This is a genomic window from Vibrio ostreicida, from assembly GCF_013074385.2.
Taxonomy (GTDB): domain Bacteria; phylum Pseudomonadota; class Gammaproteobacteria; order Enterobacterales; family Vibrionaceae; genus Vibrio; species Vibrio ostreicida.
Genome location: NZ_JABEYA020000008.1, coordinates 114,287 through 130,004, shown reverse-complemented (window position 1 = coordinate 130,004; position 15,718 = coordinate 114,287). Strand labels below are relative to the sequence as shown.

Sequence of the window (15,718 nt, the reverse complement as noted above, 5' to 3'; positions counted from 1 at the left end):
TAGCGTGTGGGATTAAGTCGCGTAGCAGACGAGATTACTGTCCTCACTTTGGCTGTTGTTGTAGAGATACAGATAACCGTCTTGGGCATAATAGTTCGTATCAATCGATTGGTTTTTCAGTGCGTTGATGTATTTGATGAACATCGGAGAGCGCTCTGGTTTTTCGTTCCAGTCGATGGATTTTACATTGATCTTAAGGGCTTGACCGTGTGTTTGGTACGATGCCGTGTAGACGAGTTCAAAATTCTCCTCCAGCCCATTTTTGTGAATTAGGGTGCCACTGTAGTACTGGGACACCATGGTGTCTGACGTAAAAAACAGGGTATGGGTTTGGGTAATTCGCTGATATTGGTCATACGATTTTCGGATGAAGCCGCTCTTTTCTTCCGCACAGACCCAGCGAGTGCCGCTAAAATGGATGTTGCCTGATTGGCTTTGTGTATAGGAGCTGATCGCGATCATTATGCTTAAAGTGGCGATGACTAAGAAGTATTGCACAGTTTTTTACCTTGCTGAATTAATGCACTCAGTTCGTTGACTAACTGAAGTTGATCAATAGAAAAACGGGTATAAGTCCGACTTTTAGTGAAGTTATCTGCGTAAAGGTAGGCTCTACCTGCAAGCGTATTCGGTTCGTAGAGGGAGTTGTGGATACGCAAATAAACCGTAATTGGACAGCTTGGCGATGGGTAAGCACTGATGGTTTTTTTGATGTTTTCTAGTGAGAACTTGCGTTGACTTGCGTTGTGAAAGTATAAACGAACCCCGGTGAAATCGGCTCTCTGGTATTGGCTAGGATCTGCAAAATCAGGGCGTTGTTCGAATGGTTTGAAAACAAACAAGCCTGCGCAGACACATGCCAGTACTGCCACCATGCACTGTAATACCAATGGTGTCAGGCGTTCATTCACCATCCCTGTGAAGTCGAACTTGGGCAATACAGGTAAAGTGTTATTGGTAGGAGATTCAAAGCCATTGGTTTTTGTTTCGGTTGGCAAACTTGCGATTGGAACGCGGTCATCGAGCTCAATATAATAACCGACCTTACTGATGGTTTTGATTGAAATACCTTGTGCTTTAAGTGTGACCAAATGGCGTCTTAACTCGGAAATAACGTTGGTCAAGGCTTGATCGGTCACGATACGTTGTGGCCAACACTGTTCATAGATCACCTCTCGCTTAACTGGCTCACCTTGGTTTTTAATCAGTAATAAAAGCACTTCAAAACTTAAGGGACGCAACGTCACACAATTGTGCTGGCTATTACTTAACTTTCTGGCTGACAGATCCAAAACTAGGTTGGATATGGCTAATTTTTTCATGGGTACAACTTACTCTACAGTCTCACGCCGAGAAATCGTCAGAAATTTGGCTCGCCTAAAAATCGGAAGTTGAATTCTATTTACACAAAAGATAAAAGCAAGCTTTTTATTGATAATATAAATAAATATTATTATATACTTCAAATTCAATGAGTTAAAATTACAGTACTATCATTTGATGAATTTTTAAGTGTAACCGTGTGAAAAGTATTTGTTTTTTATTGATTCTTTTATTCTTAGGGTGACTAAAATTTGTCGCTCCTGTAGACACACATTAAGAGAAAAAATGAAAAAATTAATTTTAGCCACATTACTATTTAGCCCACTCACTTTTGCCCAATCTTATGAAGGTTTCTATGTTGGAGGCGGTTTGGGCAGCACCACGTTCAGCGATGATGGCTACTACAACGACGTTGACACTACTTTGAGTGGATATGGTTATGAAACTAAAACAAGCAGTGAAACCGACGGCTTATCGTACCGATTAATTGGTGGCTATCAGTTTAACCGTATTATCGCGGTGGAAGCCCAGTACACCAAATACGGCTCAGTTAAAGCGAACACAAAACTCAACAACACTACGATTGGCACGAGTGAATCGGATTACAGCTCGTTTACCGTAGCGGCAAACCTTGGCTACACGTTTGACAACGGAATCAGACCGTTTGTCACCGCTGGCTTAGGCAGTATTAGTGTAGATCAAACTAACCATTCTAATTCCACATCTGCTTCTAACAATTTCTCTTTCTCTGATTCAGCAACAGCACTGCGAGTTGGTGCAGGTATGGAATACTCACCGGAGATGTTCAAGGGCGGGGCGGTTCGTTTGGCTTATGAGGTCGATCACTTTGGTCTGGATACTGGAGGCAAAACCTACACTCAGTCCATAGGCAGTTTTTATCTGGGTGGCACTTACAAGTTCTAAGCGGGCACTTGGCAACGCATCCTATTGCCGGCGTAGTCTCACGCCGGCAGTTTTTGATCAGGCGATAACAGCGGCTTCTTCATCTAACTCAAAAGACGCATCAATCAACTTTTTGGTGTAATCATGAGCGGGAGAACGGAAGATTTCTTCAGCGGTTCCTTGCTCCATCACTTCCCCCTTTTGCATCACTAGCACTCGGTCAGACAGCGCTTTGACGACACTCAAATCGTGGCTGATAAACAAAAAACCAATGTTGTGTTTCTTTTGAATATCTTTCAACAAGTCAATCACAGTAAGCTGTACAGAACGATCTAAGGCCGATGTCGGTTCATCGAGAAGAATAAAGGAAGGCTCAAGAATCAGCGCTCTTGCGATAGCGATTCGCTGGCGTTGGCCCCCGGAGAATTCATGAGGATAGCGGTTAATCGAATTGGTCTCTAACCTGACTTCTTCTAATGCTTGACGTGCGCGCTGCATGCGCTCACTGTGGGTCATTTTGGGGTGGTGTACAGTCAGGCCTTCTGTGATGATGTCGCCCACGGTCATGCGCGGCGATAACGATCCATAAGGGTCCTGAAACACCATTTGAATGTCGCTTTTGAGCGCGAACCTATCTGTTTCACTCAATGCAGACACATCTTTTCCTTTGTAGCGAATATCACCACTGCATGGCAGTAAGCCAATCAGCGCCCTGCCGAGAGTGGATTTACCCGACCCTGACTCACCCACGATGCCGAGCGTCTCGCCTTGTTTGAGTTCAAGCGATATGCCTTTAACAGCCTCAAAGTACTGACTTCGACTTTGGATAAAGTGAGCCTTCACCAAAAATTTGACTCTGATGTTGTCCGCCTTGAGAAGCGGTGGCGCATTGGCATCGATGGGATCTTTGCCCCCTTTGGGAATGGAGTTGATCAACATTTTTGTGTAGTCGTGTACAGGGTTGGCAAACAAGCCTTGGCATTGACCTTCTTCGACTATATGGCCTTTGCACATGACAATAACGCGATCAGCAAGGTGTTTAACGACCCCCAAATCGTGGGTGATAAACAGGATGGCCATGCCCATTTTGGCTTGAATTTCTTTGATTAGGTTGAGCACCTCCGCCTGAACTGTAACGTCCAATGCGGTGGTGGGTTCATCGGCAATCAAGATGTCGGGTTCGTTGATCAGTGCCATGGCGATCATGATTCGCTGCAGTTGTCCGCCAGAAAATTCGTGTGGATACTTGGTGTAGGCGGTTTGAGGTTGCGGGAGATGGACCAAATCAAACAACTCAAGCACTTTTTGTTTCGCTTGGGCGCGAGTGACAGGACGATGGCACATGATGGCTTCGGCCACTTGGATTCCGACCCGCATGTAAGGGTTTAAAGACGTCATCGGTTCTTGAAAAATCATGCCGATACGGTCACCGCGAATCAATTGCATGTCTTGCTCATCTTTGTCGAGCAATTGCTGACCTTCGAAAACAATACTTGCTGGTGAATGAACAATGGCATTTTTCGGAAGAAGTTGCATCAAGGCACTGCTTGAAACCGACTTACCGCTGCCGGATTCCCCGACAATCGCGAGAGTTTCGCTGGGAAAAAGTTCGAAGTTAACGTTTTTTACCGCATCGACGATACCGTCATTGGTGGTAAAACTGACTGATAGATTGTTGACTTCAAGTATTGGCTTTTGAGACATTTGCTTTCCTTGTATTGCTGTTTCAGTGAGAGCTTTCCATAGCGTTGCCATAGCTCTTTAATTGAGAGAAGTGATAATGGGCTTTTTGGACTTGTTCATACTCTAACATCCATTGAGCATTGCGCTGAGCACGGCAAAATGCACCCATGTGATGTAACAGATCGTTGCAGTTCTTGTCGAGAGTGTGGTGAGTGGCCTGAATCAAAGATGTGGTCTCGATCGATATAAACTGAAGCAACGCATAGCTTTGGTTTAGCAAATCGAAAGCGTTGTGGTGTTGACCCATTTTGTTGAGTATCTCGGATTGAGAGATCGCGGCATCACGCAGGCCTGTTAATAAACAACTGAACTGACAAGGTTGAGTTTGATCATCAACGAGTGCGGTTTGAATATGGGCAGGGAGATGATGCAATACTTCATCATACAGATGATGGGCTTCAGGCCAGTGGCCCTGTTCCAATAACTGCTCAGCCTTTAGGTAATATGTCCAGCACCGTTGTAAGTCCATGTTCAATTTCTCCACCAAGATCGTAACCTCTTCTATTTAAATAGAATTCATTATCTATTGCAAATAATTATCATTTAAGTGTTATTTTGGTGCTTAATTGGTTGATTTTTAATCGAACGAACTCTAATAACGCCTAAGTCACTAAAATATAACCCAAACTGGCCTACACTAGTTCGGTATGGAGTAGGTGGAAGAGAATGATAAGGAAAAGACATGGCAATTCAAAGGCTTGAATTCAGTCAGTTGTATCATGCGGCGGAGCTGGAAATGCTACCGAGCAAGTCAACCAAAGAGCTGGCTCCTATCGATGAAATCGTCGGACAAGAACGTGCCCAGAAAGCGGTAGAGTTTGCGATGTCCATAAAAGAAAAGGGCTACAACATCTACGCCATCGGGCAAAATGGTTTGGGGAAACGTACCATGATTTTGCGCTATTTACATCGTCACCAGCATGATGCAAATACGCTTTTCGACTGGTGTTATGTAGCGAATTTTGAGGATATCCGAACCCCTAAAGTACTTGCTCTTCCCTGCGGTATCGGTGTTCGGCTCAAACAGGATATTGAAAAGTTGATGGCCAAACTGGTCAACGCTATGCCACTCGCGTTTGATAACGAACTCTACTACAGCCGCGCCGATAGGCTGAAAAACCAACTGACACAAAAGCAGGAAGCAGAGCTGGCGCTTATCACGAAAGACGCGAAAGAAAAGGGGATTAGCCTGACCATCACCACACAAGGTGATTATCAATTTGTTGCGATGGACGGCGAAGAGCTTCATACCGAAGAGTCGTTTGACGAACTTACAAAAAAACAGCAGGAGTATTTCGGCACCACGATTGATGAGCTGGAAATCAAACTAAGAGATATGGTTCGACAACTGACCGAATGGGAAGAGTCGTACAGTGACAAAATTAAAAAGCTCAATGACGATGTGACGCTAGACGTCATTACCCATTTTATAAAGCAGCTCAAGAAGGATTATTCGGGCTATGCAGCCATCAAGACGTACTTAACGGAGTTGCAACAGGATATCGTCGATAATGCGGATATCTTCCTTGAGCAAAGTGGTGAACAGGGTGAAGTGGCCACGGCGTCTCTGGATAAAAAACTACCGAGACGATACAAGGTCAATGTTTTAGTCAGTCGTAAAGATGATGAGTTCCCTATCGTTGTCGAGGAAAATCCCAATTACCATAGCTTGTTTGGTTACATTGAAACGGCGACCTTTAAAGGTACCGTGTTCACCGATTTCTCCTTAATTCGTCCGGGCAGCTTACATAAGGCGAATGGTGGCGTGTTATTGATGGACGCGCAAAAAGTTCTGGAACAACCGTATGTGTGGGACGGACTTAAACGAGCGCTTCGAGCACGGAAATTGAGCTTTACTTCATTAGAAAAAGAAGTCACTTTAACAGGGGCTGTTTCTCTGGATCCTGAAGCGATTCCTTTGGACGTCAAAATCATCCTATTCGGTGATTACCGAACCTACCAACTCCTCCAACATTACGATCCCGAGTTTAGTGAACTGTTCCGTGTGACGGCAGATTTTGAAGATGAAATGTTGCGTAGCCCCGAGTCAGAGTTGCAATACGCGCGCTTTATTTCCAGTGTGGTCAACGACAACAATATGCTGCACTGTGATAAAAAAGCGATCGCGCGGATCATTGAGCACAGCTCACGCCTTTCTGGCGATCAAACCAAGCTCTCGCTCCATTCCGCGAATATCGCAAACCTTATCCGGGAGTCAAACTATGTGGCCCGTCAGGCCAACTCAAACATGATTCGCGGCAGCCATGTTGAAGAAGCACTGGCGAATCAGGAACTGCGCGTCAGCCGCCTTAAAGACAGCGTGATGGAAGGGTTCATTAATGGCACAACCTTGCTACAAACTGACGGCCAAGCGGTCGGTCAAGTTAATGCTCTGTCTGTCCTGAGCACCAGTGAATACATGTTTGGGGCACCCAACCGGATCACTGCGACGACTTGTTATGGCGATGGAGATGTGATTGATATTGAGCGTAGTGTCGATCTCGGTGGAAGTATTCACTCGAAAGGCGTCATGATTCTCACTGCCTACCTTTCTTCTGTGTTTGGCAAAACTGCCCGAGTGCCGCTCACAACCACGATAACATTTGAGCAATCGTATGGGGGTGTGGATGGCGATAGTGCGAGCATGGCAGAATTTTGTGCGGTTGTCTCGGCATTCTCAAAACAACCCAATCGACAGGATATAGCGATTACTGGGTCAATGAACCAGTTCGGTGAAGCTCAGCCCATCGGTGGCGTTAATGAAAAAATAGAGGGCTTTTTTGATGTATGCTCAATTAAAGGTCGCAGTCATGCCCAAGGCGTGGTGATCCCGAGGGCCAATATGCATAACCTGATGCTAAGGCCTGATGTGGTCAAAGCTGTTGAGCGTGGCGAGTTTCAAATCTGGGCGATCGACCATGTGACAGAAGCGATTGAGTTGTTTAGTGGCAAGCCCGCAGGAGAGCCCAGTGATGAAGGCAGCTATCCGATAGATACTGTGTTTGGTATTGCGCAGGCTAAGCTCAATGCGCTGAGAAAATAGCCCTGAGATCGGAAAAATCAAACCAGCCAGCCCCGAAAGGGGCTTTTTTTCGCCTGTATTACGGTCACTGGCTCCCCAATATTTGTCGTACTTTAGCGCTGAGATCGTCAAGCGCCGCGTTCAAATTTGGGCACGGTTTGCTGAGGTGACGGATGAGAGTCATAAAGTAGCTATCCATCAACAATGGCAATTTGACAAGCACATTGGGGGAATGCTCCATTGTGTCGATCAGTTGAGAATCCATCTCTTTGTAGTAGTCAAGATCCCAAATCACCTCTTTCAACAGTGCCTGACTTAAACATATGTGGTCAAAATAATACTGATAGTACGGTGTGATAAGAGAGATGAAGTCTTGTGCAGTCGACAGGGTGTCATTGTCGTTCAAACCATGGCCAATATCGCGCAATTGGCCGAGCATACCTTGGCGAAGTAGGTCTAACTTAGTTGGAAAATGGCTGAATACGGTGCCGTCTGCAACGTTCGCTCGTTGCGCTATCTGCCTTGTGGTGGTGTTTTCGTATCCATATTGGGCGAATAATTCCCACGCCGCGTGAAGAATGGTTTGGTGAGTCCGTTGTCGTTTTTTCATAGCGAATAGAGCAAATCAGAGGGTAGCCCATCGTACCACTTTACCTTGCTTATTGACAAATTGAGCGCGTTCAATTATAAAAATGAACGTGCTCATTTTTATAATTGGAGGTTGTATGTCGGTGATTTTAAAATTAGGTCAATGGTTTATTTTTCTACCCACGATCGGTTTCTTTTCTTATATTCTCAGGCCTGTGTTGATGGTGATTCTGATCCCGGGCGGGTTGGCACTATTGTGTATTTTGGGCGGCAAGGAGGCGAGGCAGCCGCTCGTTGCTATGCTATTGGGTGATCGCCGACGACAAACCGCGCCGTCAAAGCCGTTAAAACCATAACCGGAGCGCCGAGCGTTTAGCCCGGCGGATTAACCACAATGCGGGCTACGGTGTGATCAACTCATTACCAGAAAGGGTTTGCGTCGTAAAACAGGCGATATTGTTGAGGGTTGTATCGGCAATATTGCCCAGAGCCTCTTCGGTCAAAAATGCCTGATGGCCAGTGAACAAGACATTATGGCAGGAGGACAGCCGACGAAACACATCGTCGACGATCACATCGTTTGATTTGTCTCTGAAAAACAGCGCTTTTTCATTTTCATAAACATCTAACCCCAGAGCGCCTATACGGCCTTGTTTTAACGCCTCAATAGCGGCAGAAGCGTCGAGCAGTCCACCTCGGCTGGTGTTAATGATCATTACACCATCTTTCATTTGCCCAAAGGCTTGTTCATCAAGCAAATGGTAGTTGTCGTCTGACATAGGGCAATGAAGAGTAATGATATCACTGCGTTGAAAAAGTTCGCCTTTTGAGCAATAGGTCGCGCCAAGCTCACAGGCAAGGGGGTTTTCATACGGGTCATGGCACAGTAGAGTCATTCCGAGACCTTTGAGAATTCTCATGGTTGCCAACCCGATCTTGCCCGTGCCAATGATACCAGCGGTCTTGCCGTGAAAGTTAAATCCCACTAAACCATCGAGTGAGAAGTTGGCATCACGAGTCCGTTGATAGGCTTTATGAAAACGACGATTTAAGCTCATCATTAACCCAACGGCGTGCTCGGCGACTGATTCTGGAGAATAAGCGGGGACTCGAACGATTTGGATGTTGAGGCGTTTAGCGGCGTTAATATCAACACGATCAAAGCCCGCGCAGCGCATCGCAACAAGCTTAACGCCTTGCTCTGCGAGTATGGTGAGCACTGGGGCAGACAAATCATCATTGACAAATGCGCACACTACGTCGCAGTCGATGGCCATTTTGGCGGTTTTCTGGGTGAGCTGGAATTCATGGAAATGGAGCTCGAACCCATGCTGCTGGTTGGCGTTGGCGAAAGAAGCCTGATCGTAAGCCTTGGCACTAAAAACAGCGACATCTAACATATGTCAACCTCTCTAAGACGTGACGTGAGTGAAGTAAGCCCCTATTGAACCTGCATTTAAACAAAAATAAAACCCTTAATTTCTGCCATGTCACCTAACCCCCGATATTCATCAGTTGCTTAAATTAACAATGATATCATTATGGTGTCGCGGTGTATTTTTTGTTTATTTTTTGTTCGATTGTCACCCTCAAAGTCAGCGATTTACTGCTAGATTGTTATTTATAAATAGAATGTCTCTTGGTTGAATCATCCGTTATTTTGATGAATTGCTCGGGGATCATAAACAGTTGTTCTTTGGCTAGGAAATAGGGATATGATTAAACAACCGCTTTCTGAGGTGTCCATTGCATTGCGGGCGTGGGCGATTTTGGGTTTGTTTGCACTTGGGCTGTTTGCAAACACCTTCCTTAATATTGATCAGACCCGCGAGCATACCCGTGACAATTATGAGCGTGGCGTGTCCACCTTAGTTGAATCGGCCACTGGTGTGATTGACTACCACTACCAATTATATCAATCAGGCCAACTCTCTGAAGGAGAGGCTCAGGGGCAAGCGCTAAACGCGATAGCCGCGATGCGATTTGACAACAACAACTATATCTTTATTGGTGATTCTAAAGGTATTCAATTGGCGTCAGGTGTGCAGTCTATGATTGGTAAACCCATACTCGCTCTTAGAGACAGTGAAGGAAAAGCCTTTGTCGAAGACTTATATCGGGTGGCGAGGAGCGGTGGCGGTTTTGTTGACTACAGTTGGAAAAACGCCGATAGCGGCACTATGGATCCCAAAACCAGTTACGCACTGATGTTTGAACCTTGGGGCTGGATGGTGGGATCGGGTATGAATATGGTGGCGCTACAGGCGGACCTGAAAAATTCAGAGTTAGCGTCTATTGGCTATGCCATTGGGATATTAGCAACGCTGTCAATAGCGATTGGTTTCTTTATCAAGACCATTACCTCGCCAATAAAACGGACCGTCAGAGCGATGGAAACGCTGTCCAGAGGCGAAGGTGATCTTACACAAAGGCTCAAAGAGGAAGGCAGCAAGGAATTGGTCCTGTTAGCTCGCTATTTTAATCAGTTTGTCGGCTCGGTTCAGAAAATTATGCTGGGTATCAGCGATGCGGGTAGTCAGGTATCGAGTGCATCAAATCAACTTTCCAATTCAGTTCACCAGATTGATGACAGTCTCAATCAGCAGCAAAGTGATGTAGACATGCTTGCCACTGCCATGACTGAAATGCTGGCGACGGTGGAGGAAGTGGCGGCGCGAACGGTGGAGGCCAACGATGCGAGCCGTCAGGCGGCTCATGAGGCCAGTCACAGCCATGCGATCATAAATAAAAATGTACAAGGCGCCAATGATCTGGCGGACGAGATACAAGCGGCCAGTCAAGTGGTGCAGAAGTTGGCGTCAGATGCCCGCAACGTTGACACCGTGTTGGAAGTGATTCGCGGCGTCGCTGAACAAACCAATTTATTGGCCCTTAATGCGGCCATAGAAGCGGCACGGGCAGGGGAGCAGGGGCGTGGCTTTGCCGTGGTGGCCGATGAGGTCAGAAGCTTGTCACTTCGTACCCATGAATCAACACTTGAGATTCAAAACATTGTTGAGAAACTGCAATCCGGTGCAGAGAATGTGGTTAAAGTCATGGATGAGGGATCGGCCAAAGCCATCAACGCTTCTACGCTATCAAGTGAAGCGGGTGGCGCGCTCGGCAAAATTAATAAAGAAGTCCACACGATTGAAGAGATGAATCAGCACATTGCGACAGCGGCGGAAGAGCAAACGGTGACGGTCAACGATATTAATCGCAACATGGTTAGCCTTAATGACATGGCGATCACCGTTTCGGCTGAATCGGCACAGATGGCCAGCTCAAGTAAAGAACTTGGCCGTGTCTCCAATGATCTCATGGCAATGATCCAACGCTTTAAACTGGCGTAACTTGACACTTAAGATATGATAGAATCGCGGAAAATCTCACCACTGTGAAGTGATTATGCGCCACCTAAAAACCGCGATTCATCCTCAATTAGATCATTTGGACAACAAAACCATCATACAGCGTCAAGCCGCGAGAGCCATTGTGCTTGATGGTGAAGACATCTTATTGCTTTATACCGAGCGATATCATGATTACAGTATTCCTGGTGGCGGTATTGACCAAGGGGAAGATATTCTGGCAGGTTTGGTGCGTGAACTTCGCGAAGAAACCGGCGCGCAGAATATTCACAGTATTAAACCCTTTGGTCTTTATGAGGAATTTCGTCCTTGGTATAAAGACGAGGCCGATGTTATGCACATGCATTCTTTTTGCTACACCTGCAAAATTGATCGCCAGCTTGGCGACACTGATTATGAAGATTACGAAATCAAAAACGGCATGAAAGCGGAGTGGATAAATATCCACAAAGCCATCGCGCATAACGAGCAAACCATGAGCCATAGCCCCAAAAAAGGCATGAGCATTGAGCGTGAAACGTACTTACTCCATCTCATTGCCAAGGACATGCTGTAGGCCGTGCTTTAGCACAAAGACCCCCTTCTTTCGTCGGCCCTTATCTGACGCTAAAAATAAGGGCTGACACTTCTGTAACACCAGTCTTGTGTGTTGTTCACCTCATCATAATACCTTATGTCATTAGTCTTTATGGCAGGATCTGAACGCAAGCTTTTTGAGATCACCTATACTTATCTTATTGGTTATATTATTGTTATTAATTATTGATGATAAGGTTAAATGTCAATAACGTTGAGGGGGCAGGGAATGAGGCAAACACGCAATGTGATCGTGTGGCTGGGGGCAATGCTCGCCACGGTGAGCTTGGCCAGCGATGCAAAAGTTATAGAGACAACTCGCTTGGTGGGGTTTGGCGAGGCGAAATACGCGTCGAATTTCCCGTATTTTGATTATGTTAACCCCGATGCGCCCAAATACGGCAAGATCACTTATGGTCGGATTGGCACCTTCGACAATTTTAACCGCTATGCATCCCGCGGGGTGTCGGCCGCCGCTAGCGGTGAATTGTATGATCCCTTGATGTTTTCTCCCAGTGATGAAATCGATGCCTACTACCCGCTTATCGCTCAGCGGGTTCGATATTCTGACGATTACGCTTGGCTAGAGTTAGATCTCAACCCTAAGGCTCGTTTTCACGACGATAAGCCGATTACTGCGCATGATGTGGCATTTACGTTTGATAAGTTTATGACGGAAGGCGTTCCCCAGTACCGAGTTTACTATAAAGACGTTAAATCGGTAACGGCGTTGAATGACCTTACGGTTCGCATTGAAATGACCAAGCCCAATCGGGAAACATTATTTAGCCTAGCGCAACAAACCCGAGTCTTGCCAAAACACTTTTGGCAAGATAAAGCTTTTTCTGAGCCATTAACGACGCCTCCGATTGGCAGTTCTGCCTACAAAATTAGTGATTATCAAGCCGGACAAAGCGTCACCTATTCCCTAGTTGAAGACTACTGGGCGAAAGATTTGCCTGTGAATGTGGGGCGTCATAACTTTCAACAAGTTCAATATGATTACTATCGTGATGATACCGTGATGCTGGAGGCGTTTAAGGCTGGTGAGTTTGATTTCCGTTTGGAGAACTCAGCCAAATTTTGGGCGAATGCTTATACAGGGGTTAATTTCGACAAAGGGTATATTCTCAAACAAGAAATTCCTCACCAAAAACCCGAAAATACGCAGGCCTTTGTATTCAATACTCAAAGTAAAATGTTTACCGATCCTCGCGTGCGTGAAGCGCTCAGTTATGCGATGGACTTTGAGTGGATGAATAAAAACATGTTCTACGGGCAGTATACGCGCACTCGCAGTTACTTCCAGAATACTGATTACGAGGCAAGGGGCGTCCCCTCTGCCAAGGAAATAGAGGTATTAAAACCGTATAAAGATCAACTGCCCCCTCGACTGTTCAGCCAAGAATATCAACCGCCTGTGACTGATGGGTCGGGTCGGATACGGACACAGTTGAGAACCGCATTTAAGTTGTTAAAAGACGCAGGTTGGGCGTTGAATAATAAGGTGCTCACGAATGTGGAAACCGGTCAACCGTTTGAGTTTGAATTGCTTATCTACAGCCCAACCACGGAGCGGTTTGCGATTCCGGTTCAGAAAAATATGAAACGGTTGGGTATCGATATGAAAATCCGCACTATCGATACGACGCAGTACATCAAACGCTTACGTGATCGCGATTTCGATATGGTGTCGTCGGCCTACTCAGCCAATCCTTACCCCAGTCCTAATCTGTTGATTATTTGGAACTCAAGCTATTTAGATTCCTCTTACAATCGCGCTGGGGTGGTCGATCCTATCGTGGATGATCTGACCACGAAAATTGCCCAGAACCAGCAGAACCCCGACGTCCTGTTGGCATTAGGCCGAGCTTTAGATCGGGTATTGCAGTGGAATTTCTACATCATTCCGCAGTGGCACGTTAGTGAGTATCGGGTTGCGATGTGGGATAAGTTTGAGCGGCCCGAGACTCTGCCGAAATACGATTTGGGCACGGACACTTGGTGGGTTTCAAAAGCTAAGTCGGCTAAGTTACCCGAGAAACGTCGTTAATAAGGGGAAGATATGGCCGCTTACCTCTTTCGTCGTCTGCTGTTGGTGATCCCGACTTTGTGGGCGATCATCACCATTAACTTTTTCATTATACAGATTGCGCCGGGCGGGCCTGTCGAGCAAGCGATTGCTCAGCTTGAAGGCCATAGCTCTGGTATCATGGAACGCTTTGCTGGAGGGGGAAGTGACGTTGACCTAAGCGTATCCGATGACATCAGTGCTAGCGGTTACAAAGGGTCACGAGGCCTAGACCCCGAGGTCGTTGCAGCAATTAAAAAGCAGTTTGGTTTTGATAAGCCAGTGCTTGAGCGTTATATCGATATGCTCAAAAACTACGCGACCTTTAACTTTGGTGAAAGCTTGTTCAAGGGGGGCAACGTCATTGATTTGATTATTCAACGTCTGCCAGTGTCAATTTCTTTGGGATTATGGAGCACGCTGATCATTTATTTGTTGTCCATACCCCTTGGGATCATGAAAGCGATTCACCATGGCTCTCGGTTTGATATCTGGTCAAGTGCAGTGGTGATTGTGGGTTACGCCATACCGGGTTTTTTGTTCGCGATCATCCTGATTATTCTGTTTGCGAGTGGTAATTATTTGAGTTGGTTTCCGTTGCGTGGTCTGGTATCGAGCAATTTTGAACAACTGACATGGGGCGAACAAATTGTCGATTATTTTTGGCATTTAGCGCTGCCGATTTTGGCCATGGTCATCGGGGGGTTTGCGACCCTGAGTATGTTGACCAAAAATTCCTTTTTGGATGAGATTAACAAGCAGTATGTTGTCACAGCGAGGGCGAAAGGTCTTGATGAAAGCCGTATTCTTTATACCCATGTGTTCCGCAATGCCATGTTGATCATCATCGCCGGGTTTCCTGCGGCGTTTATTAGTATTTTTTTTACGGGCTCAATGTTGATTGAAGTCATGTTTTCTCTAGAGGGGATCGGCCTGCTTGGTTTTGAATCGACCATTCAGAGAGATTATCCGGTGGTATTCAGCTCTCTGTATATCATGACCTTACTGGGTCTGCTTCTAAGTATTATCTCGGATCTCACCTATACCTGGGTGGATCCAAGAATTGACTTTGAGGCTCGTTAAATGGGAAATAAAACGAGACGTAATCCACTCAATCAAGCACGATTTCTGCGATTTAAGGCAAATAGACGCGGCTACTGGTCACTATGGATTTTCTCGGTGCTGTTTATCAGCAGCTTGTTTGCCGAACTGATTGCCAATGACAAACCCTTGGTGGTTCATTATGAACATGAATGGTATTTTCCCATCATCACCCAGTATGCTGAGACCGAATTTGGCGGTGAATTTGAAACGGAAGCTGACTATACCGACCCCTATGTTATTGACTTAATTAGTGAAGAAGGGACGATTATTTGGCCCATTATCCGCTTTAGTTACGATACGATTAATTATACGATCTCCGGCCCGATTCCCTCTGCGCCGGATCAGGTCAACTGGCTTGGCACCGATGATAAAGGGCGGGATGTGCTGGCACGAATCATCTACGGATTCCGGATCTCGGTGTTGTTTGGTTTTGCCCTGACTCTAATATCGAGTGTGATTGGCGTCGTAGTGGGTGCGACCCAAGGTTATTATGGCGGATGGCTCGACTTACTTGGTCAGCGATTTATCGAGGTTTGGTCTGGGCTTCCGACCTTATTTTTGTTGATTATCTTATCGAGTTTTGTTGAACCTAACTTCTGGTGGTTACTCGGTCTCATGGTTCTGTTTAGTTGGATGAGTTTGGTTGGCGTGGTACGCGCCGAATTTTTGCGCTGTCGCAATTTTGACTATATTCGTGCTGCGCAGGCAATGGGGGTTAAGGATTCGCACATCATGCTGCGGCATATGTTGCCAAACGCAATGGTCGCTTCACTGACCATGATGCCGTTTATTCTCTCCGGTTCGGTCACGACGTTGACGTCACTGGATTTCCTTGGCTTTGGATTGCCTGCGGGTTCGCCATCGCTTGGCGAGCTTTTGGCGCAGGGTAAAGCCAATCTACAAGCACCCTGGTTGGGGTTCTCTGCGTTCATTGTTTTATCTGTGATGCTTTCACTGCTGGTTTTTGTCGGGGAAGCGGTACGAGACGCTTTTGACCCACATCATCAAGGAAACTGA

14 protein-coding genes are annotated in these 15,718 nt (G+C 46.2%); 8 read left to right on the top strand and 6 right to left on the bottom strand.

Annotated elements, in window-relative coordinates; all coding sequences use genetic code 11:
- Nucleotides 1-12 precede the first annotated feature (12 nt).
- Nucleotides 13-498: a hypothetical protein gene (locus HLM86_RS12885; protein WP_170883072.1), complete on the bottom strand. Its 486-nt coding sequence runs from the start codon at nucleotides 496-498 to the stop codon at nucleotides 13-15.
- A complete protein-coding gene (locus tag HLM86_RS12880; protein ID WP_170883071.1) occupies nucleotides 483-1,322 on the bottom strand; it encodes a winged helix-turn-helix domain-containing protein in 840 nt (279 codons plus the stop codon). The genes HLM86_RS12885 and HLM86_RS12880 overlap by 16 nt, the downstream gene beginning before the upstream one ends.
- 286 nt (nucleotides 1,323-1,608) lie before the next feature.
- Here HLM86_RS12880 and HLM86_RS12875 point away from each other — a divergent pair, with 286 nt between their 5' ends.
- Nucleotides 1,609-2,247 (top strand): porin family protein, encoded by a 639-nt coding sequence (locus tag HLM86_RS12875; protein WP_170883069.1) that lies wholly within the window; start codon nucleotides 1,609-1,611, stop codon nucleotides 2,245-2,247.
- 57 nt (nucleotides 2,248-2,304) lie between these two features.
- On the opposite strand, the gene HLM86_RS12870 is transcribed toward HLM86_RS12875, so the two are convergent.
- The gene (locus HLM86_RS12870) at nucleotides 2,305-3,930 is read right to left on the bottom strand and encodes an ABC transporter ATP-binding protein (protein ID WP_170883067.1); all 1,626 of its coding nucleotides are present in this window, start codon (nucleotides 3,928-3,930) and stop codon (nucleotides 2,305-2,307) included.
- Between the two features lie 22 nt (nucleotides 3,931-3,952).
- Entirely contained in the window at nucleotides 3,953-4,438 is a 486-nt protein-coding gene (locus HLM86_RS12865; RefSeq protein ID WP_076590535.1) for a hypothetical protein, read from the bottom strand.
- Nucleotides 4,439-4,651: 213 nt separating this feature from the next.
- Between HLM86_RS12865 and HLM86_RS12860 the strand changes: the two genes are divergently transcribed.
- Entirely contained in the window at nucleotides 4,652-7,012 is a 2,361-nt protein-coding gene (locus HLM86_RS12860; protein ID WP_076590536.1) for an ATP-binding protein, read from the top strand.
- A 64-nt stretch (nucleotides 7,013-7,076) separates the two neighbouring features.
- Here the strand turns inward: HLM86_RS12860 and HLM86_RS12855 are convergent, their stop codons facing one another.
- Nucleotides 7,077-7,601, bottom strand: a complete 525-nt coding sequence (locus HLM86_RS12855; RefSeq protein WP_076590537.1) for a TetR/AcrR family transcriptional regulator — start codon at nucleotides 7,599-7,601, stop codon at nucleotides 7,077-7,079.
- A 115-nt stretch (nucleotides 7,602-7,716) separates the two neighbouring features.
- Here HLM86_RS12855 and HLM86_RS12850 point away from each other — a divergent pair, with 115 nt between their 5' ends.
- Complete coding sequence (locus HLM86_RS12850) at nucleotides 7,717-7,935, top strand: hypothetical protein (protein WP_076590538.1); 219 nt, start codon at nucleotides 7,717-7,719, stop codon at nucleotides 7,933-7,935.
- 45 nt (nucleotides 7,936-7,980) lie between these two features.
- Here HLM86_RS12850 and HLM86_RS12845 read toward each other — a convergent pair whose 3' ends face one another.
- Nucleotides 7,981-8,979 (bottom strand): 2-hydroxyacid dehydrogenase, encoded by a 999-nt coding sequence (locus HLM86_RS12845; protein WP_170883066.1) that lies wholly within the window; start codon nucleotides 8,977-8,979, stop codon nucleotides 7,981-7,983.
- A 315-nt stretch (nucleotides 8,980-9,294) separates the two neighbouring features.
- Between HLM86_RS12845 and HLM86_RS12840 the strand changes: the two genes are divergently transcribed.
- The 5 genes from HLM86_RS12840 to HLM86_RS12820 all read left to right on the top strand — a co-directional run bounded on the left by HLM86_RS12840 (nucleotide 9,295) and on the right by HLM86_RS12820 (nucleotide 15,718).
- Nucleotides 9,295-10,932, top strand: a complete 1,638-nt coding sequence (locus HLM86_RS12840) for a methyl-accepting chemotaxis protein (protein ID WP_076590540.1) — start codon at nucleotides 9,295-9,297, stop codon at nucleotides 10,930-10,932.
- Nucleotides 10,933-10,987: 55 nt separating this feature from the next.
- Nucleotides 10,988-11,506 (top strand): NUDIX hydrolase, encoded by a 519-nt coding sequence (locus HLM86_RS12835; protein ID WP_076590541.1) that lies wholly within the window; start codon nucleotides 10,988-10,990, stop codon nucleotides 11,504-11,506.
- Nucleotides 11,507-11,755: 249 nt separating this feature from the next.
- Nucleotides 11,756-13,579 carry an extracellular solute-binding protein gene (locus HLM86_RS12830; RefSeq protein ID WP_076590542.1) on the top strand — a complete coding sequence of 608 codons (1,824 nt, stop codon included), beginning with the start codon at nucleotides 11,756-11,758 and terminating at the stop codon, nucleotides 13,577-13,579.
- 12 nt (nucleotides 13,580-13,591) lie between these two features.
- Complete coding sequence (locus tag HLM86_RS12825) at nucleotides 13,592-14,680, top strand: microcin C ABC transporter permease YejB (RefSeq protein ID WP_076590543.1); 1,089 nt, start codon at nucleotides 13,592-13,594, stop codon at nucleotides 14,678-14,680.
- The gene (locus HLM86_RS12820; protein ID WP_170883064.1) at nucleotides 14,681-15,718 is read left to right on the top strand and encodes an ABC transporter permease; all 1,038 of its coding nucleotides are present in this window, start codon (nucleotides 14,681-14,683) and stop codon (nucleotides 15,716-15,718) included.